Here is a 20,633-nt window from a genome sequence, read left to right as displayed (position 1 = left end):
GGGGTGTGAGCGCCGTGTGAGTACCAGAAAAGGTGGACTCACGGTGCACGCACCGTGCTCTCACTGTGCTCACGGGCAGGAATTGGTCCCCGTTTGATCCCCAGTTGACCCCCGTCAATGACCGCAATGGAAAGCAGAGCAGTTTATTGTTATCCAGAGAGCCGTACCTATTTTATTTCCCTGTGGTAGAAATTAATCGTTCAATGTTACAGCCAGTTAAGGTTAATATTAAGAAATAAGTCAGAAAAGGTTAGGAAGTGAGGCTAAGAAGTTGCTATCTTTGCACCACTCCGCAAGGGAGTATGGGCTGGATCGCAAGAGAAGGCACCAGAAAAAAGGAGGGTTTAAAGTGATTTGAACGCAGAAATCTGAGGAGAAGCGATAAAAAATAAATTCAGATTTATTTTGGAATTTCGGAAAAGATTTCTACCTTTGCAGTCCCAACGGAGACGAAGGGAATAAAACAAGAGAAGATCGGGGCGCAATGCCGAAGATATAAAAGCAGAAGCGTGAAGCGGATGCGAAGCAAGTTCTTTAAAAATATAATCATGTAACGTAACGAGTAGTGTTGAGAAACAGCGAAAGTTAAAAACTCAACCTGTCAATTTTAGAATTAGAAATAAAAATACAAGACAATTCTATTTATTATAAATAGTCTTGATCTTACCCTTCATTTTACAATGGAGAGTTTGATCCTGGCTCAGGATGAACGCTAGCGGCAGGCCTAATACATGCAAGTCGGACGGGATTGGGATCAAAGCTTGCTTTGGTTCCATGAGAGTGGCGCACGGGTGCGTAACGCGTGAGCAACCTGCCCATATCAGGGGGATAGCCTCTCGAAAGAGAGATTAATACCGCATAACATCATTTAACGGCATCGTTGAATGATCAAATATTTATAGGATATGGATGGGCTCGCGTGACATTAGCTAGTTGGCGGGGTAACGGCCCACCAAGGCTACGATGTCTAGGGGCTCTGAGAGGAGAATCCCCCACACTGGTACTGAGACACGGACCAGACTCCTACGGGAGGCAGCAGTAAGGAATATTGGTCAATGGAGGGAACTCTGAACCAGCCATGCCGCGTGCAGGATGACTGCCCTATGGGTTGTAAACTGCTTTTGTCCAGGAATAAACACCTCTACGTGTAGGGGCTTGAATGTACTGGAAGAATAAGGATCGGCTAACTCCGTGCCAGCAGCCGCGGTAATACGGAGGATCCAAGCGTTATCCGGATTTATTGGGTTTAAAGGGTGCGTAGGCGGTCTTATAAGTCAGTGGTGAAATACGGCAGCTCAACTGTCGCAGTGCCTTTGATACTGTAGGACTTGAATACACTTGAAGTGGGCGGAATAAGACAAGTAGCGGTGAAATGCATAGATATGTCTTAGAACTCCGATTGCGAAGGCAGCTCACTAAGGTGTGATTGACGCTGATGCACGAAAGCGTGGGGATCAAACAGGATTAGATACCCTGGTAGTCCACGCCCTAAACGATGATAACTCGATGTTGGCGATACACAGTCAGCGTCCCAGCGAAAGCGTTAAGTTATCCACCTGGGGAGTACGGTCGCAAGATTGAAACTCAAAGGAATTGACGGGGGCCCGCACAAGCGGAGGAGCATGTGGTTTAATTCGATGATACGCGAGGAACCTTACCCGGGCTTGAAAGTTAGTGAATGATCCAGAGACGGATCAGTCCTTCGGGACACGAAACTAGGTGCTGCATGGCTGTCGTCAGCTCGTGCCGTGAGGTGTTGGGTTAAGTCCCGCAACGAGCGCAACCCCTATGTTTAGTTGCCAGCACGTCAAGGTGGGGACTCTAAACAGACTGCCTGTGCAAACAGCGAGGAAGGTGGGGACGACGTCAAGTCATCATGGCCCTTACGTCCGGGGCTACACACGTGCTACAATGGATGGTACAGCGGGCAGCTACATAGCAATATGATGCTAATCTCTAAAAGCCATTCACAGTTCGGATTGAGGTCTGCAACTCGACCTCATGAAGTTGGATTCGCTAGTAATCGCGTATCAGCAATGACGCGGTGAATACGTTCCCGGGCCTTGTACACACCGCCCGTCAAGCCATGAAAGTTGGGGGTACCTAAAGCATGTAACCGCAAGGAGCGTGTTAGGGTAAAACCGATAATTGGGGCTAAGTCGTAACAAGGTAGCCGTACCGGAAGGTGCGGCTGGAATACCTCCTTTCTAGAGCATTCGGAATTGAAGCTCGTTACGTATACACATGGTTAATATTAAGAAAACAAAGATGAACATTTGAAGAAATGTGCCCGTCCCTTTAGGATGGTCCATTGAGAGATGAAGAATGATAAGCTAGTCCCGTAGCTCAGTTGGTTAGAGCACTACACTGATAATGTAGGGGTCAGCAGTTCAAATCTGCTCGGGACTACCATCTAAGATCAGAGATGAAAGATAAGAGACAAGAGACAGAGTAAATAGTCTCGGATCTCGGCTCTGAACTCTGCTGTCTACACAAAGGGGAATTAGCTCAGCTGGCTAGAGCACCTGCCTTGCACGCAGGGGGTCATCGGTTCGACTCCGATATTCTCCACATCTCTGGATATGAGACGATAGATATGAGACAAGAGACACTTATGGGCAACCATACCAGATCTCAAATCTCCCATCTCTGATCTCACATCTAGAAGAAGAGTTCTTTGACATATTGAAAGAAAAAAAATTACAAGAGAAGACAACAGTAGAGACCATACTGTGGTGTGCTTGATGTATTGAGAAGACCCTCGGTCAAAAGCCGAACGGATCGATGCGTAGCACCATGGTTATATATCAAAAGCAACCCATAGTAGCAAAAGGGCTATGAGGTGAAGAAAGTAAATAAGGGCACACGGGGGATGCCTAGGCTCTCAGAGGCGATGAAGGACGTGATAAGCTGCGATAAGCTTCGGGTATTAGCAAATGTGATTTGATCCGAAGATTTCCGAATGGGGCAACCTAGCATACTGAAGGTATGCTGTATAAAACGCGAACGCGCTGAACTGAAACATCTAAGTAGGCGTAGGAGAAGAAAATAATAATGATTTCCCAAGTAGTGGCGAGCGAACGGGAAAGAGCCCAAACCGGTGATGTTACGGCATGACCGGGGTTGTAGGGCTGCGATGTGGCATTAGCAGACAGAAGTGGAATGGGATGGGAAGCCCAGCTATAGACGGTGATAGCCCGGTACACGTATAGAAAGCTAGCCTAGCAGTACCCTGAGTACCGCGGGGTCGGAGACGCCCTGTGGGAATCTGTCAGCACCATCTGATAAGGCTAAATACTCCTGAGAGACCGATAGTGAACTAGTACCGTGAGGGAAAGGTGAAAAGAACCTCGAACAGAGGAGTGAAAAGAACCTGAAACCGTGTGCTTACAAGCGGTCGGAGCTGGCGGGTCCAGTGACGGCGTGCCTTTTGCATAATGAGCCTACGAGTTACTCTTGTCTGGCAAGGTTAAGCGGTTCAGCCGCGCAGCCGAAGCGAAAGCGAGTCTTAATAGGGCGCATAGTCAGATGAGGTAGACGCGAAACCTTGTGATCTACCCTTGGGCAGGTTGAAGTTGCAGTAACATGTAATGGAGGACCGAACCGATAAACGTTGAAAAGTTTCCGGATGACCTGAGGGTAGGGGTGAAAGGCTAATCAAACTGGGAAATAGCTCGTACTCCCCGAAATGTTTTTAGGAACAGCGTCGGCATGGAGTCTTATAGAGGTAGAGCTACCGATTGGGTGCGGGGGAGTCAAATCCTACCAAATCCAGACGAACTCCGAATGCTATAAGATATGGCCGGCAGTGAGGCTTTGGGTGCTAAGGTCCAAGGCCGAGAGGGAAAGAACCCAGACCATCAGCTAAGGTCCCTAAATATACGCTAAGTTGAACTAACGAGGTCCGGTTGCCCAGACAGCTAGGATGTTGGCTTGGAAGCAGCCATTCATTTAAAGAGTGCGTAACAGCTCACTAGTCGAGCGGCCGGGCGTGGATAATAAACGGGCATCAAGTGTATTACCGAAGCTATGGATTTGCAGCATAAGCTGCATCTGGTAGGGGAGCATTCCATGTGGGGCGAAGCGGCCTGGTAATGGACCGTGGACCGTATGGAAAAGCAAATGTAGGCATAAGTAACGATAAGGCGGGTGAGAAACCCGCCCACCGAAAGACTAAGGTTTCCTGATCAACGCTAATCGGATCAGGGTTAGTCGGGGCCTAAGGCGCATCCGAATGGAGAAAGCCGATGGACAACTGGTTAATATTCCAGTACTTTTTATAACTGCGATGTGGTGACGGAGTAGTGACACTGCCGCGGACTGACGGAATAGTCCGTTAAAAGGCGTAGGTATAGGGACGGTAGGCAAATCCGCCGACCCTGCTGAGACCCAATAGTACAGCAAAGCTTCGGTGGCGCTGATAGAGCAGGTAAACAGACTTCCAAGAAAACCCGCTAAGCTTCAGGTTATAAAAACCCGTACCGTAAACCGACACAGGTAGTCGAGGAGAGAATCCTAAGGTGCTCGAGTGAATCATGGCTAAGGAACTCGGCAAAATGGCCCTGTAACTTCGGGAGAAGGGGCGCTTCCTTGTAGCAGTACAAGAAGCCGCAGTGAAAAGGCCCAGGCGACTGTTTAACAAAAACATATGGCTTTGCAAAATCGAAAGATGAGGTATAAGGCCTGACACCTGCCCGGTGCTGGAAGGTTAAGAGGGGATGTCATCGCAAGAGAAGCATTGAATCGAAGCCCCAGTAAACGGCGGCCGTAACTATAACGGTCCTAAGGTAGCGAAATTCCTTGTCGGGTAAGTTCCGACCTGCACGAATGGTGTAACGATCTGGGCGCTGTCTCAGCCATGAGCTCGGTGAAATTGTGGTATCGGTGAAGACGCCGATTACCCGCAACGGGACGGAAAGACCCCATGCACCTTCACTATAGCTTAACATTGGAATTGGGTACAGGATGTGTAGGATAGGCGGGAGATGTTGAAGTGGCTTCGCCAGGAGTCATGGAATCAACCTTGAAATACCGCCCTTTCTGTATCCGGTTTCTAACTCCCCGATGGGGAGGACATTGTTTGGTGGGTAGTTTGACTGGGGTGGTCGCCTCCAAAAAGGTAACGGAGGCTTTCAAAGGTAAGCTCAGTACGCTTGGTAACCGTACGCGGAGTGCAATGGCATAAGCTTGCTTGACTGTGAGACCGACAAGTCGACCAGGGTCGAAAGACGGACATAGTGATCCGGTGGTTCTGTATGGAAGGGCCATCGCTCAAAGGATAAAAGGTACGCTGGGGATAACAGGCTGATCTCCCCCAAGAGCTCATATCGACGGGGAGGTTTGGCACCTCGATGTCGGCTCGTCACATCCTGGGGCTGGAGAAGGTCCCAAGGGTTGGGCTGTTCGCCCATTAAAGTGGCACGCGAGCTGGGTTCAGAACGTCGCGAGACAGTTCGGTCCCTATCTGTTGTGGGCGTTGGAAGTTTGAGTGGATCTGTCCTTAGTACGAGAGGACCGGGATGGACTGACCGCTGGTGAACCAGTTATGCCGCCAGGTGTACGGCTGGGTAGCTACGTCGGGAATAGATAAGCGCTGAAAGCATCTAAGTGCGAAACTAGCCACGAGATGAGACTTCCTTATAGGGCCGTAGCAGATGACTACGTTGATAGGTTGCAGGTGTAAAGGTAGAGATACCATAGCTGAGCAATACTAATCACCCGAAGCTTTCTCAAGCAACGCATACACTGTTGTCTTCCTCTTTGATTTTTTCTTTCAATTGTCTATAGATTAGATATGAGACGATAGATATGAGAGACCTAGATTTTCCGAAAGGAATGATCTGACCTCCGATCTGATGTCAAATATGAGACTTAAGATAAATACATGGGCGACCATATACTATCTCAAATCTCCCATCTCAAATCTAATATCTAAAAAACATTTTAGGTGCCTATATCGGCGGTGTCTACCTCTTCCCATTCCGAACAGAGCAGTCAAGCCCGCCAGAGCCGATGGTATTGCCGTAACAGGTGGGAGAGTAGGTCGGTGCCTTTTTTTATACAGAAGCCTTTGCTGAAAAGTAAAGGCTTTTTTGTGCACTTTACTTTTCCCCTCAAATTCTCTCTCTTGCTTAAATTCTCATCTTTTTTGTATAGTGGTGAAGTTTGACTTTAAAGATTTTCTGTAGCTGAACATTAATTTTTATACTATATGTATGATTGTTAATATTGCTAAAAGCAATTGATGTAATCAAAGAGTTACTAAAATTACCCCTCTGGTTTAAGTGTCCGCTCTTTCAGCGGTCACTTAAATCCCAATATAAAACCGAAGACTCTGTCTGGAAATAGAGTAGAACCAATGAAATTTAAAACGGAACAATGACAATAAGATATAGAGATAATAGTGTCCACATTTATAACTTTTGCAGTTACCAACTATAACATTTATACAATAATATTTTGGTCTGAGACTTTAGTTTTCAAAGAAGATTGAAGTGACCCTTTGGAACACTTCAACTAGAGGACTGTCTACAACTTTTGTATACTATCATCTATTACTTTTCTGAAATAGGGTAGTAAAAGAAAACAGCTTTAAATTTATACTTAAAGCTGTTTTCTTTTATTGATCAAGTCGGTATGCTACGATTAACGGATCATCATATTGCCTGATTGTAGTTATTATATTAGTAATAGTTAATTTCATGCAATTCGATAGCTGCAATTCAAGAGATAACTAATTAATATATAGATAAAGCATAGTCGCAAGAATACTTCCAATGATTGGTCCAATAACAGGAACCCACGCATAAGAAATATTAAATGATTCTTTATTCTTTATTGGTAATAAGGCATGCATAATTCGAGGTCCTAGATCTCTAGCTGGATTGATAGCATAGCCAGTTGTTCCTCCTAATGATAATCCAATGACCCATACAATAAAGCTCACGGGTATTGCACCGATTGATCCTAAACCAAAAGTTTCTCCTTGATGTGTGGTTGGATTCGTGAAATGTAAAATTGAAAAGATCAATATAAAGGTACCAACGATTTCACTGATGATATTAATTTTAGGATTGAAAATAGCAGGTCTTGTACAGAAAATAGCTTCTTTTGCTCCTGCATCATCTGTTTGCGTAAAATGATCTTTATACATTAACCACACAATAAAAGATCCAAACATAGCACCTAAAAATTGCATCAGCATATATTGAAGCCCTAGAGTAAGGCTCATCTTATCGAGTAAAAGATTTGAGATAGTAACTGCAGGATTCAGATGAGCACCACTATATGGTCCCGCTATAGTTACTCCAGCAAATACGGCTAATGCCCATGCGGTACAGATCACGATCCATCCTGAATTATTTCCTTTTGTATCTTTTAAAACAACATTCGCAACAACTCCACCTCCAAGAAGGATCAGGACAGAAGTGCCAATAAATTCTGCTAATAATGCATTCATAATAAAAATTTAATTAGTCATATCATAATTTGCCCAAAATTTGGCAGTCTCTACAGCTCTATTCCATTCTTTCAAAGAGTGTTTAACTGTATCATCGGGAATAGGAGTAAAGGTTTTGTTTATTGTCCATTGTGCAGCAATCTCTTCAATACTGGACCAAAATCCGACAGCCAGACCAGCCAAATAAGCAGCACCTAATGCCGTGGTTTCTACCACTTCAGGACGTAATGTTACTACGTTTAGAAAATTAGCTTGTGTTTGCATAAGAAAATCATTTGCACTCGCTCCTCCATCCACACGGAGTTCCTTAATATCCGTTTGCGCATCAGATTGCATAGCGGTCAAGATGTCTGTTATTTGAAAAGCGATTCCTTCTAAGGCTGCACGAGCGATATGTGCCGCATTTGTTCCTCTAGAAATTCCCACAATAGTACCGCGTGCATATGGGTTCCAATGTGGAGCTCCTAAACCTGAAAAAGCAGGAACGAGGTAAACACCATTACTGTCTTTTACACTTTTAGCCAGTTTTTCTATCTCTAAAGAAGTTTTAATAATGCCCAATTCATCTCTTAACCATTGAACAACGGCTCCACCAATAAAAATACTACCTTCCAAGGCATAAACGACTTGATTGCCAATCTTCCAGCCAATAGTGGTCACTAAATTATTTTTTGATAGAATTGGTTTTGTACCAATATTCATTAATAAAAAGCATCCTGTTCCGTAGGTATTTTTTACCATACCCTTTTCTGTGCACATTTGTCCAAAAAGAGCCGCTTGTTGATCTCCGGCAATTCCGGCGATTGGAATTTTACTGGATAGGATTTGTCCCGAAGTCTGACCATAAATCTCCGAAGAAGATGCAACTCGAGGAAGGATACTTTCAGGAATATCAAATAATGTTAATAGATCTTTGTCCCAATTCAATGTCTCAATATTGTACAACATTGTTCTGGAAGCATTGGATACATCCGTGACGTGTACTTCTCCATTGGTTAAATTCCATATAAGCCAACTATCCACAGTCCCAAAAGCAAGGTCACCAGCATTTGCCTTTTCTCTAGCACCCTTGACATTATCCAATATCCAATTGATTTTTGATGCAGAGAAATAAGCATCTATACGAAGACCTGTTTTGCGTTGAATAGCATCTCCGTGCCCTTGATTTTCGATATTTTTACAATAGTCTGCTGTTCTTCTGTCTTGCCAAACAATGGCATTATAGATAGGTTCACCAGTCTTTCTATCCCAAATAATGGTTGTTTCTCTTTGGTTTGTAATGCCAATACCTTTTATATTCTTAGGTGTTATTTTCATTTTTGCCATGACTTCTGTAAAAACAGAAAGCTGACTTGACCAGATTTCTTTAGGATCGTGCTCCACCCAACCTGATTCTGGATAAATTTGTGTAAATTCTTTTTGTGCAACAGCTTCAATTTTTCCTGACTTAGAAAAGATAATCGCTCTTGAACTTGTTGTTCCTTGGTCTAATGCCAAAATGTAATCTGTTGTATTCATCAGTGAATAGGTTTATGATAAATGATAAGTATAGTTTTTACAAAGTGCTAGAAATAAGGTTAACTGCTCATCCTTCCATGCTTGCGATTGATTGAGTTCAGTAGCCATAATTCGAACAACGAAGGGAGCAGCTTCCATTGCCGCTTTTGGGTCTAAAAATAACATACGTATTCTTCTAGCTAATACATCTTCTAGACATCTTGCCATTTCATGTCGTACAGCCCAGACAACTTCAGCAGCAATATGATCAAACTTTGGATGAATCTTTTGAGCAAGATTCTCATTTTCTAACACTAAATCTTGAATCAATTTTGCATCAGATCCATAAAATTGCCAATGTCCTTCTTGTTTCTCTTGTTGATAACCATGTATCTTTAATGTTTTGGTGACACAAGGAGCTTGATTTAATTTTCCAATTTCAATGGCTTTATTTACCGTTTCTTCTGCCATTTTACGATAAGTAGTCCATTTTCCTCCTGTGATTGTAATAAGACCGGATGGACTACTGATCAATTTATGATCTCGAGAGATTTCTTTTGTAGAAATTTGACCTTCCTCTTTTGGCGCTGCCAATGGTCTCAAACCTGCAAATACGCTGAGTATATCTGCTCTTGTTGGAGCAGGATTGAGGTAGTTTTTAGCAGTATTGAGAATAAATTCTACTTCTTCTTCTAAAGGTCTGGGTTCAATGCTATGAACATTTAAAGGCGTGTCCGTTGTCCCTAGTAAGATATGATCGTGCCATGGAACACCAAATAACACACGCCCATCTGTCGTCTCTGGAATCATAAGTGCATCTTCTTTTCCTAAAAATTTTTTGTCAATGACGATATGTGTACCTTGAGAGGGGCGTACTAAATTTTTATGATTTGGAGATTCCATTTTTAAAATATCATCAACAAAAATTCCTGTGGCATTAATGACCGTTTTTGATTTTATTTCAAAAGTTTCATTTGATTCAATATCTCGAAATGTAACTCCTGAAACAGATCCGTTAGCATCTTTTTTTATGGCATTTACATCACAATAATTGAGCACTGTTGCCCCTAATGTATTTGCAGATTGAGCTAAATTAATGGCAAATCTAGCATCATCAAATTGGCCGTCATAATAGATAATTCCTCCCTGCAGTCCTTCTTGTTTGACAGAATGAAGTTTGGAGATCACTTGACTATTAGACAAAAACTGAGATGATCCAATTCTATATTTGCCCGCCATCCAATCGTAAACTTTGAGGCCAATTAGAAATTTCCATTTACTAAAAAAGGAGTAGCAAGGGATAATAAAACTTTGGACTCTAGCTAAATGAGGAGCATTTTTGAAAATTAATCCTCTTTCATGCAACGCTGAATAAACAAGTTTAATATCACCATTTGCTAAATATCGTACACCACCATGCACCAATTTTGTGCTTCTGCTGGATGTTGCCTTTGCAAAATCATACTTCTCTAGGAGTAATGTTTTGAATCCCCTGGAAGCTGCGTCAACAGCAATTCCAAGACCAGTGGCACCCCCTCCAATAATGACGATATCCCATTGGGAAGTACTTCTTATCGTTTCTAGGTTCGTATTTCTGTTAAAATTGATCATACATGTATTGGAGTTATTATGCTTGGTTTCATTTGTATTCTTTAATTGTATTGTTCAAATATAAACGAAACATTTTAATAATCAAACGAAAGCTTATGAAGGTTTGTTTTATTTATTTCATAATTAGTAGTAACTTGCGAAAAACCATCTTATTTTCTTATGAATCTAATCGATAGACATGAATACATTTTAGCTCAATTAAAAGAATCAGAGCATATATCTGTTATGCAGTTATGTAAAGATTTAAATGTTTCGACTGTAACCATAAGAAAGGATCTGAAGCAATTAGAAGATTCAAATTTACTTTTTCGAACCCATGGTGGTGCTACCAATAAAAATCCATACATCATCGATCGTAATGTTTTTGAAAAGGAAAAGTATTATTCAAAAGAGAAAGCATTGATTAGTAAACGAGCTGTTTCATATATTGAACCCAATGAATCCATCATTATAGCTTCAGGAACAACTATGCATGCTTTAGCGGATGCAATGGATCCACATATGGAATTGAATGTTATTACCTCATCATTACAAGTGAGCATGAGATTAAATCAATTTGCTGCAGTTGAAGTTTTGCAATTACCAGGCATTCTTAGAAAAAGTAGTATCTCTATTTCTGGTCATTATGCGGAACAAATTCTAGGCGATTACTTTTGTTCAAAGTTATTTATAGGGGTGGATGGTATAGATTTGACCTATGGACTTTCGACGACATCGGGCCAAGAGGCGAAGTTGAACAAGGCAATGATTCAAGCGGCACAAAAAGTGATTGTATTGGCCGATTCTTCTAAGTTTGGAAGAAAATCTTTTGGACGTATATGTGCTTTTGATGAAATTGATTTTATCATAACAGATAACGGAGTGAGTCAATACTATAAAGAAGAGATTGAAAAACTTGGGGTTAAATTGATTATTGCGGAGTAGGAAACAGGCCATTTATTCACAATCGACAGGAATTGATTTTAACAAAAGAAGCTTGTTATTATTTTTTTTCTTTAATTTATGTAAAAAAAAGCTAAAAATATTGTCATTCCTTAAAGAAATGCCTTTATTTGCACAAATCTCAAATTTAAATGGCTAAAAATTTACTCATAGTAGAGTCTCCAGCAAAAGCGAAAACAATAGAAGGGTATTTAGGAAAAGACTTTTTAGTAAAGTCGAGTTACGGACATATTCGTGATTTGGTGAAGACCGATGATGCTATTGATACAGAAAAAGATTTTCAACAAAAGTATGAAGTTCCATCCGATAAAAAGGCTGTAGTCAGTGAGTTAAAGAAATTAGCTAAAGCCGCTGAAACGGTTTGGTTAGCGTCCGATGAGGACCGCGAGGGGGAAGCTATATCTTGGCATTTATTTGAGACTCTAGGATTGAAAGATGAAAGTACCAAACGTATTGTTTTTCATGAAATTACAAAACCAGCTATTTTAAAGGCTATTGAGAATCCTCGTAAAATAGATTATAATTTAGTGAATGCACAACAGGCACGTCGTGTACTGGATCGTTTAGTAGGTTTTGAACTTTCCCCTGTATTGTGGAAAAAAGTAAAACCTTCTTTATCAGCAGGACGTGTACAATCGGTTGCTGTACGTTTGATTGTTGACCGTGAACGCGAAGTCATCAAATTTAATGCAGAAGCTTCATTTCGAATTGTTGCATTTTTTCATACAGGAAAAATTAAAGATAGTTTCAGAGCAGAGTTGCCTCATCGTTTTGCTACGGAGGCAGAAGCAAAGCAGTTTTTAGACGATTGTAGAACTGCAGAGTTTGCAGTTAAAAGTTTAGAAACAAAACCTGCTAAACGCGCTCCTGCAGCTCCATTTACAACTTCTACACTACAACAAGAGGCCAGTCGTAAACTTGGTTTCTCTGTGGCGCGTACGATGCAAGTAGCACAACGATTATATGAAGCTGGACGTATTACTTATATGCGTACCGATTCTGTTAATTTGAGTGATACAGCAATTGAAGCGGCTGAAAAAGAAATCCGTTCTGCTTATGGTGATAAATATCATAAGCTAAGAAAATATAAAACCAAGACATCTGGAGCACAAGAAGCCCACGAAGCCATTCGTCCAACGTATTTTTCTGAACATAGTATCGAAGGCGATGCTGCAGAGAGACGTTTGTACGAATTGATTTGGAAACGTGCCATTGCTTCTCAAATGAGTGAAGCAGAGTTTGAAAAAACATTAGCGAAGATTTCTATTTCTACGCGTAAAGAGGACTTATCTGCTTCTGGAGAGGTGATGAAATTTGATGGTTTCCTGAAAGTTTATTTTGAATCAACAGATGAAGAACAGGATCAGAATAATGATGAGGATAGCGATAATTCAATATTACCTCCATTGTCGATTGGTCAATCTGTGGTATTGAAAAATATGAATGCGACAGAGCGATTCACACGCCCACCTGCTCGTTATACAGAAGCTGCTTTAGTTAAGAAATTGGAAGAATTGGGAATCGGTAGACCTTCTACCTATGCACCAACAATTTCAACGATTCAAAATCGTGGATATGTGGTAAAAGAAGAACGTGAAGGCCGTTCTCGTGATTATCGTGTCTTGAATTTGGAAAATGGAAACGTTTCTGCAGTAACAAAAACTGAAATGACTGGTGCTGAGAAAGGAAAGATGTTTCCGACAGATATTGGTATTGTTGTCAATGACTTTTTGGTGGAACACTTTAAAGGAATTGTCGATTTTAATTTTACTGCTAAAGTAGAAAAGGAATTTGATGAGATCGCACATGGTTCGACTGAATGGACAGATATGTTACGTGATTTTTATGGCCCTTTTCATTCAGAAGTACAAGATACATTGGAAAATGCGGAGCGTGCTAATAATGAAAGAGAACTAGGCATAGATCCTGTTTCAGGAAAACCAGTATCGGTTCGTATCGGTAAATTTGGACCTTTGGTTCAGATAGGTGCACAAGATGATGAAGAGAAACCGCGGTTTGCTTCTTTACGAAAAGGACAAATGATCGAAACGATTACTTTTGAAGACGCGATGGAATTATTCAAATTACCTAAAAAAATAGGAGAGTTTGAAGAAAAAGAAATGACTGTTGCGATTGGTCGATTTGGACCCTATATTCGTCATAATTCTTCCTTCTATTCATTACCAAAAGAGGTTGATCCTTTAGATGTAACGGAAGAAGAATGTATTCAAATTATTAAAGATAAAAGACAAAAGGATATTGAGAAGGTAATTCGTGTTTTTGATGAAAATCCGGAAGCACAAATTGAACAAGGACGTTGGGGACCATTTGTACGTTTTGGAAAGCAAAATTTAAAAATTCCGAAAGGAGCAGAAGTTGAAAAAATTACTTACGAAGATGTCTTAAAATGGGCAGAAGCGGATGCTCCAAAAGGAAAGACAAAGGTTACCGCAAAGAAAACAACAACGACGAAAAAAGCTCCTGCAAAAAAGATAGCCGCAAAAAAAGCAACCGCAGTAAAAGCAAGTAAAGTGAAATAATTGGTATGAAAAAGGATTTACCAGAAAATATCGTTCAAAATATCACAGTAGCCGTTGTTTTGGAAAGTGAGAGTCCAGAATCGAAGGTGTGGAATGTATATTTAATCAATGAAAAAAATCAAGATATTCAAACTGTTTTGGTGACTTCAAAAGGTTATGGTGAGAAAGATGGTAAACATGTCCAAACCACTACACTTCGTCATTTTATAGGGAATTTGGATGCGCATTCTTTTACTAAAATCGAAGCAATTGATGAGCAAGTATTTGGTTTGACCAATGAATATTGGTTAAGTTATTACATCGATCATATTATTTACGATAAAAAATATATCTTCTTGCCTGAGAGTATTGTTGAAGGCAACTTAATACTTGTACCTTTAGTGAATAAGGTGGGGGTGATCATAGGAGGAATGAATTAGTTTATGACACATAGACATAACTTTATTATTGCAATTGATGGTTTTTCTTCTTGTGGAAAAAGCACAGTAGCCAAGGCATTGGCAAAAAAGTTGAAATTTGTTTTCATCGATAGTGGGGCTATGTATCGCGCTGTTACACTCTATTTTATGAGAGAGCAGATCGATTTAGAAAATGGAGAAGCTGTTGCAAATGCGCTAGAAAATATTCATATTGATTTTATCCCAAATTCAGATAAAACGGAAATTCATTTAAATGATGAGGATATTTCTGATGAAATTCGTCAAATGTATATTTCAGATAAAGTAAGTGAAGTGAGCACAATTAAAGCCGTTCGTACAGCGATGGTTGCGCAACAACAGAAATTAGGAAAAAGGCGTAATATCGTAATGGATGGAAGGGATATCGGAACGACAGTATTTCCTGATGCAGATCTTAAAATTTTTATGACTGCTGATCCACAAGTTCGCGCCGCTCGTAGATATTTAGAATTACTCAGTAAAGGCGAACAGGTGACCATGGAAGAGATTATCAAGAATCTTGCCCACCGTGACCATATCGATAGTACCAGAGAGGAAAGTCCATTACGAAAAGCAGAAGATGCCATTGTATTGGATAATTCACATATGACCCAAGAAGATCAATTAACATTTGTTATTGATGAATATACAAAAAGAAGAGCTTCCAAATAGGAAGCTCTTCTTTTTTATTTAACACTATTGATCTGTTGTTGTTCTTTTAGTTTATCAACATGGTTGGCCTCTCCAAATTCATCCGTTTTTTCTTGAAAAGATTCCAATAGCTGTCGAATTGCATCCGAATTATCTGCTGTACGTTGAAAAATATCCGGTAAAGTTTTCTCCAAGTTTTTGTCTCCAAGTTCCATATTATCAACTTCGATTTTCCCAATTTTTTCTAATACAGCTTGTTGACTTTTTCTAACATCTTCTAGCTCTCTTGCGATTTTCTCCATCAATTCAAACTTTTTCAATTTATCCATACTATTTAAAATTAAGTGATCAATTAGTATAATAACGTAAAAAGTACCTAATTTGTTTTATAAAAAAAAGACCTCAATAATTTGAGGTCTTTTTTAACTATATTTTAATCTATTTATACTGTGCGGCCAGGATATACTGCTAATCCTTTTTCTAGGCAAATTAATGCCTTTGTCAAGTCTTCTTGATTCAGTACATAAGCTAAACGTACTTCATTTGTACCTGCACCAGGCGTACTATAAAATCCAGTTGCAGGAGCCATCATAACCGTTTCATTTTCATAAGCAAACTCTTCTAACATCCATTGGCAGAATTTGTCTGCATTATCGATTGGCAATTTGGCAACAACGTAAAAAGCTCCTCCCGGATTCGGAGAAAATGCACCTTCTATTTTATTTAAACCAGCAACTAACGTGTCACGACGAGCGGTATATTCTTTGGACACGGCTTCAAAATAGCTATGAGGAGTATTTACTGCAGCTTCAGAAGCAATCTGACCTTCCAAAGAAGGGCTTAAACGCGCTTGAGCAAATTTAAGTGCTACTTGATATAGTTCTTTGTTTCTAGTGATTAAACAGCCAATACGTGCTCCACAAGCAGAATAACGTTTTGAAACAGTATCAAAGACAACAACATGTTGCTCTAATCCTTCCATGTGCATTGGTGAAATGAATTCGCGACCATCATAACAGAATTCACGATAAGCTTCATCTGAAAACAAATAAAGGTCATACTTTAAACAAAGTTCACGTAAAGCTTCCAACTCTGCTCTCGAGTATAGATAACCCGTTGGATTATTTGGATTACAGATGGCAATAGCTTTTGTTTTTTCAGTAATTACTTTTTCAAATTCAGCAATAGAGGGTAAAGCAAATCCATTGTCAATATAAGACATAATGGGTTTCACTATAATATCTGCTGAACATGCAAAACCATTATAGTTTGCATAGAAAGGTTCAGGGATAATGACCTCTTCACCAGGGTTAAGACATGCTTGCATGGCAATCATGATCGCCTCAGAGCCACCATTGGTAACTAAAATATCTGTAGGCTCAATATTATAATTTAACTTATTGTAGTATGAAGTGAGTTTGTTGCGATAAGAGGCTGTTCCTTCAGATGGAGTATAAGCCCAAACTTTGAAATCAATATTTTTTAATGCATGAAGCATAACCTCTGGAGTCGCGATGTCCGGCTGTCCGATATTTAAATGATAGATTTTCTTGCCTTCTTTTTTTGCCTGATCTGCAAATGGGGTAAGTTTTCTAATTGGGGATGCGGGCATATTATACCCTTTTTGTGATATTGCTGGCATTATTTATATGGATTATCTGCGCAAATTTAAGGAATAAAAAATAAAAAAGCCACTTTAGAAAGTGGCTTTTCCTTATAATTTTTATACGAAAGTGATTATTCTACGATTCCTTTAATATATAATGTTTTTACAGGTGTTTTGGTATTAGATGTTACTGTAAAGCTCTTTGTAAAAGGAGCTTTTGAAGCAGCATTGTATGTTACTTTTATGGTTCCAGCTTCACCTGGTTTGATCGGTGTTTTTGTGAACTCTGCAACAGAACAGCCACATGAAGGTTTTACATCTGCGATAATAATGGGCTCACTTCCAACATTTGAAAATTTGAAACTATAGGAAACTGGAGTTCCTTGTGGGATTTTTCCAAAATCATGTGTCTCTTTCTCAAATTTAAATTCGCTTTGACTTGCTTGCATAGCAGTAAATCCAACGAATGCAATAACAACAGCTAATACGGCTATAAACTTTTTCATATCTTGTTTTTATTTTTTAACTATTTCTTTACTATTGTCAAACAATGTACCAAAGTAAATAATTGAATGTTTGTTTCCACTAAAAAGGAGCCTGATAACAATAATATTACATTAATTTAGCTTAGATAATACCTTCTTTCAAAAGATCTTGAATATGAATGATACCATCATATTTACCAGATTCTAGAACAACCAACTGAGAAATATTATTTTGACGCATCATCTGTAAGGCATGCACTGCGAGTTCAGATTTATCAATTGTTTTGGGATTTGCTCCCATGATGTTGGAAGCAACCAATCCTGTTAGATCTTGATGATTCTCTAACATACGACGAATATCACCATCGGTAATAATACCAATAATTTTATCTTCATTCAAAACAGCAACAGCGCCTAATCGATTTTGTGTAATGGTGAGTATAATTTCTCTGATACTTGCATCGCTTTGAATCTGAGGTTTTTCATTTTGATCAGAAAGGTCTGCTACTTTTAAATACAATTTCTTTCCAAGAGCACCCCCTGGATGGTATTTTGCAAAATCTTTATCTGAAAATTCACGACACTCTTGTAAACATACCGCTAAAGCATCTCCCATGGCAAGTTGAGCAGTTGTACTAGACGTAGGAGCGAGGTTATTTGGACAAGCTTCTTTATCAACCGTGGTATCTAGTACATAATCTGCCTGCTCTGCTAAATACGAGTTAACGTTGCCTACTAGAGCAACCAGTGTATTGCTAGTTTGCTTTAAGAACGGTACCAGAACTTTAATTTCTGGAGTCGTGCCACTTTTCGAAATAGCGATGATTAAATCTTGATTTTGAATGATCCCTAAGTCTCCATGAATGGCATCAGCTGCGTGCATAAAAATAGAGGGGGTTCCTGTTGAATTCATGGTTGCAACAATCTTTTGCGCTATTATTGCACTTTTTCCTATTCCAGTGACGATAACACGACCTTTTAAATTTATGATATGCTTAACCACGTTAACAAAGTCGTCGTCAATTCGTTGCGATAAATCAGCTACCGCTTTAGCTTCTTCCTGTATAGCTTGGACAGCTATATTTTTTATATCGATGTTGCTTTTCACAAAAAAAATATCTACTTTTATATTTAAGAATGACTACAAAAATAGGTTATTTTACATATTATTTGGTCATTTATCTATCTTATTTTTGCCCAAGGCTCGATGGAAATAGAAAAATCACTTTTCGACAATTTACAAGATTTTTTTGGTTTTGATACTTTTAAAGGGGATCAAGAAGCAATCATAACAAATGTTCTTCAAAAGAAAGATACATTTGTCATTATGCCTACTGGCGGTGGTAAATCCATTTGTTATCAGTTACCAGCATTGATGAGTGAGGGGACAGCGATTGTTATCTCGCCATTAATTGCTTTGATGAAAAATCAAGTTGATCAGCTTCGCGTATTTGGCGGAGAGGATAGTATCGCTCACTTTTTGAATTCTTCATTGAATAAAGGTGACATTACGCGGGTTAAACAAGATGTGACAGCCGGAAAAACAAAATTACTTTATGTAGCACCAGAGTCTCTTTCTAAATTAGAAAATGTGGAGTTTCTGAAACAAATTACCGTATCTTTTGTTGCTGTTGATGAAGCACATTGTATATCCGAATGGGGACATGATTTTCGTCCAGAATATCGTAAGATCCGTCAGGTCATCAATGGTATTGGTGAGCATATACCTATTATTGCTTTAACAGCGACAGCTACCCCTAAAGTTCAATCTGATATTCGCAAAAATCTTCAAATGAATGATGCGATGCTCTTTAAATCTTCTTTTAATAGGGGGAACTTATTCTATGAGATCAGACCAAAGAAAGATGTCAATAAGGAAATTGTACGTTTCGTTAAAGGCCAACCTGGTAAAACAGGTATTATTTATTGCCTAAGCCGTAAGAAGGTTGAAGAAATAAGTGAAGTGCTGAATATCAATGGTATAAAAGCATTACCCTATCATGCAGGTTTAGATGCAAAAACGCGTGCCGATACACAAGATAAATTCTTAATGGAGGATGTTGAAGTTATCGTTGCTACAATTGCATTTGGTATGGGTATTGATAAACCTGATGTCCGTTATGTTATTCACCATGATATTCCTAAATCAATGGAAGGTTATTATCAGGAAACTGGTCGTGCTGGAAGAGATGGCGGAGAGGGTATTTGTGTTGCTTTTTATTCAGAGAAAGATGTTGAGAAATTAACAAAATTCATGAAGGATAAACCTGTCGCTGAAAGAGAAATAGGTACACAGATTCTAAAAGAAGTTATTGATTATTCGGAATCTGCAGTCTGTCGACGTAAACAAATTTTGCACTACTTTGGTGAGAATTTTGACGAGACAGGATGCAGCAATATGTGTGATAATTGTCGTTCAGAAAAAACCTACTTTGAGGCTGAAGAATCTTTGTTGGAAGTTCTTTCTTTTATCAAAGAACAAGGGGAAAATTTTGACGATCATCATGTTATTAATGTGATGGTAGGACAAAATAATCAACCTGTTTCCGCCTATAAACATGATGAGCACCCACTTTTTGGAAAAGGAAAAGAAAAAGGTGTTGTCTATTGGGAGTCTTTAGTTCGCCAAGCGGTATTAAATAATTTCTTAGCAAAAGATATTGATCATTATGGATTGTTAAAAATGACCGATATTGGACGCCATTATTTAAATAATCCGTATGCTTTGAAATTTGTCTTGAATCGTCCTTTGGATTTTTCAGACGATTCTGGTTCAGAAGATGCAGGACATGCAACAGGTGCTTTGGATACCGAGTTGTTGAAGATGTTGAAAGATCTTCGTAAAAAGATCGCAAAGTCAAAATCATTACCTCCATTTGTTATCTTTCAAGATCCATCCTTGGATGAAATGTGTACCCATTATCCAGTTTCATTAGATGAATTAAAGCAGATACAAGGAGTCGGTAATGGCAAAGCAGTCAAATTTGGAGCGCAGTTTGTCGAATTGATCAAGAATTATGTTGAAGAAAATGATATTGATCGTCCTGTCGATTTAGTGATCAAAGGAACCGCTAATAAGTCTGCATTAAAAGTGGCTATCATTCAGAATATTGATCGTAAGATTGGTTTAGATGATATTGCTGCAGCAAAAGGTATTAGCTACGAAGAACTATTGAAAGAAGTAGAGACGATCGTTAATGCTGGAACAAAGCTCAACATTGGTTATTTCGTTGATGAGATGATTGATCAAGATCGTCAGGATGAAGTGTATGATTACTTTAAACAAGCTGATTCTGATTCTATAAATGAAGCTTTAAAAGATTTAGATGGAGATGATTATTCGTATGAAGATATTCAATTAATGCGAATTAAATTTATGTCTGAATTAGGAAATTAGAAACGCGT

Annotated in this window: 12 protein-coding genes, 2 tRNA genes and 3 rRNA genes; 10 read left to right on the top strand and 7 right to left on the bottom strand. The window is 39.4% G+C overall.

The window, feature by feature from the left end; genetic code table 11:
- Nucleotides 1–677 precede the first annotated feature (677 nt).
- From LZQ00_RS09190 to rrf, 5 genes are all read left to right on the top strand, one after another.
- Nucleotides 678–2,207: ribosomal RNA gene (locus tag LZQ00_RS09190) — 16S ribosomal RNA — on the top strand.
- Between the two features lie 128 nt (nucleotides 2,208–2,335).
- Nucleotides 2,336–2,412 (top strand) — tRNA-Ile (locus LZQ00_RS09185).
- Nucleotides 2,413–2,497: 85 nt separating this feature from the next.
- A tRNA-Ala gene (locus LZQ00_RS09180) sits at nucleotides 2,498–2,571 on the top strand.
- Nucleotides 2,572–2,845: 274 nt separating this feature from the next.
- Nucleotides 2,846–5,733 (top strand): 23S ribosomal RNA (locus tag LZQ00_RS09175).
- A gap of 210 nt (nucleotides 5,734–5,943) precedes the next feature.
- Nucleotides 5,944–6,055: ribosomal RNA gene (gene rrf, locus LZQ00_RS09170) — 5S ribosomal RNA — on the top strand.
- The 16S, 23S and 5S rRNA genes sit together here with 2 tRNA genes alongside, the layout of an rRNA operon.
- Nucleotides 6,056–6,733: 678 nt before the next feature.
- On the opposite strand, the gene LZQ00_RS09165 is transcribed toward rrf, so the two are convergent.
- The 3 genes from LZQ00_RS09165 to LZQ00_RS09155 are packed head-to-tail and all read right to left on the bottom strand — an operon-like array spanning nucleotide 6,734 to nucleotide 10,567.
- Nucleotides 6,734–7,459, bottom strand: a complete 726-nt coding sequence (locus LZQ00_RS09165) for an MIP/aquaporin family protein (RefSeq protein ID WP_234514752.1) — start codon at nucleotides 7,457–7,459, stop codon at nucleotides 6,734–6,736.
- Nucleotides 7,460–7,468: 9 nt separating this feature from the next.
- Entirely contained in the window at nucleotides 7,469–8,977 is a 1,509-nt protein-coding gene (gene glpK / locus LZQ00_RS09160) for a glycerol kinase GlpK (RefSeq protein ID WP_234514750.1), read from the bottom strand.
- Between the two features lie 12 nt (nucleotides 8,978–8,989).
- Nucleotides 8,990–10,567 (bottom strand): glycerol-3-phosphate dehydrogenase/oxidase, encoded by a 1,578-nt coding sequence (locus LZQ00_RS09155; RefSeq protein WP_234514748.1) that lies wholly within the window; start codon nucleotides 10,565–10,567, stop codon nucleotides 8,990–8,992.
- Nucleotides 10,568–10,726: 159 nt separating this feature from the next.
- Between LZQ00_RS09155 and LZQ00_RS09150 the strand changes: the two genes are divergently transcribed.
- The 4 genes from LZQ00_RS09150 (at nucleotide 10,727) to cmk (ending at nucleotide 15,158) form a co-directional block, all read left to right on the top strand.
- Nucleotides 10,727–11,491: a DeoR/GlpR family DNA-binding transcription regulator gene (locus tag LZQ00_RS09150; protein WP_234514746.1), complete on the top strand. Its 765-nt coding sequence runs from the start codon at nucleotides 10,727–10,729 to the stop codon at nucleotides 11,489–11,491.
- Nucleotides 11,492–11,640: 149 nt separating this feature from the next.
- Nucleotides 11,641–14,049, top strand: coding sequence for a type I DNA topoisomerase (topA, locus tag LZQ00_RS09145; protein WP_234514744.1), 2,409 nt, complete (start codon nucleotides 11,641–11,643; stop codon nucleotides 14,047–14,049).
- A 5-nt stretch (nucleotides 14,050–14,054) separates the two neighbouring features.
- A complete protein-coding gene (locus LZQ00_RS09140) occupies nucleotides 14,055–14,468 on the top strand; it encodes a hypothetical protein (protein ID WP_234514742.1) in 414 nt (137 codons plus the stop codon).
- Nucleotides 14,469–14,471: 3 nt separating this feature from the next.
- Complete coding sequence (cmk, locus tag LZQ00_RS09135) at nucleotides 14,472–15,158, top strand: (d)CMP kinase (protein ID WP_234514741.1); 687 nt, start codon at nucleotides 14,472–14,474, stop codon at nucleotides 15,156–15,158.
- Nucleotides 15,159–15,172: 14 nt separating this feature from the next.
- Here cmk and LZQ00_RS09130 read toward each other — a convergent pair whose 3' ends face one another.
- From LZQ00_RS09130 to LZQ00_RS09115, 4 genes are all read right to left on the bottom strand, one after another.
- The gene (locus LZQ00_RS09130) at nucleotides 15,173–15,466 is read right to left on the bottom strand and encodes a hypothetical protein (RefSeq protein ID WP_234514740.1); all 294 of its coding nucleotides are present in this window, start codon (nucleotides 15,464–15,466) and stop codon (nucleotides 15,173–15,175) included.
- Between the two features lie 113 nt (nucleotides 15,467–15,579).
- Nucleotides 15,580–16,779 carry a pyridoxal phosphate-dependent aminotransferase gene (locus LZQ00_RS09125; protein ID WP_234514739.1) on the bottom strand — a complete coding sequence of 400 codons (1,200 nt, stop codon included), beginning with the start codon at nucleotides 16,777–16,779 and terminating at the stop codon, nucleotides 15,580–15,582.
- A gap of 95 nt (nucleotides 16,780–16,874) precedes the next feature.
- A complete protein-coding gene (locus LZQ00_RS09120; protein WP_234514738.1) occupies nucleotides 16,875–17,249 on the bottom strand; it encodes a DUF1573 domain-containing protein in 375 nt (124 codons plus the stop codon).
- A gap of 121 nt (nucleotides 17,250–17,370) precedes the next feature.
- Complete coding sequence (locus tag LZQ00_RS09115) at nucleotides 17,371–18,336, bottom strand: SIS domain-containing protein (protein ID WP_234514737.1); 966 nt, start codon at nucleotides 18,334–18,336, stop codon at nucleotides 17,371–17,373.
- 99 nt (nucleotides 18,337–18,435) lie between these two features.
- On the opposite strand from LZQ00_RS09115, the gene recQ reads away from it, so the two are divergent.
- Nucleotides 18,436–20,625 carry a DNA helicase RecQ gene (gene recQ / locus LZQ00_RS09110; protein ID WP_234514736.1) on the top strand — a complete coding sequence of 730 codons (2,190 nt, stop codon included), beginning with the start codon at nucleotides 18,436–18,438 and terminating at the stop codon, nucleotides 20,623–20,625.
- Nucleotides 20,626–20,633 lie beyond the last annotated feature (8 nt).

This window comes from Sphingobacterium sp. SRCM116780, assembly GCF_021442025.1.
Classification (GTDB): Bacteria; Bacteroidota; Bacteroidia; order Sphingobacteriales; family Sphingobacteriaceae; genus Sphingobacterium.
This window is presented reverse-complemented; position numbering and strand designations above follow the sequence as displayed.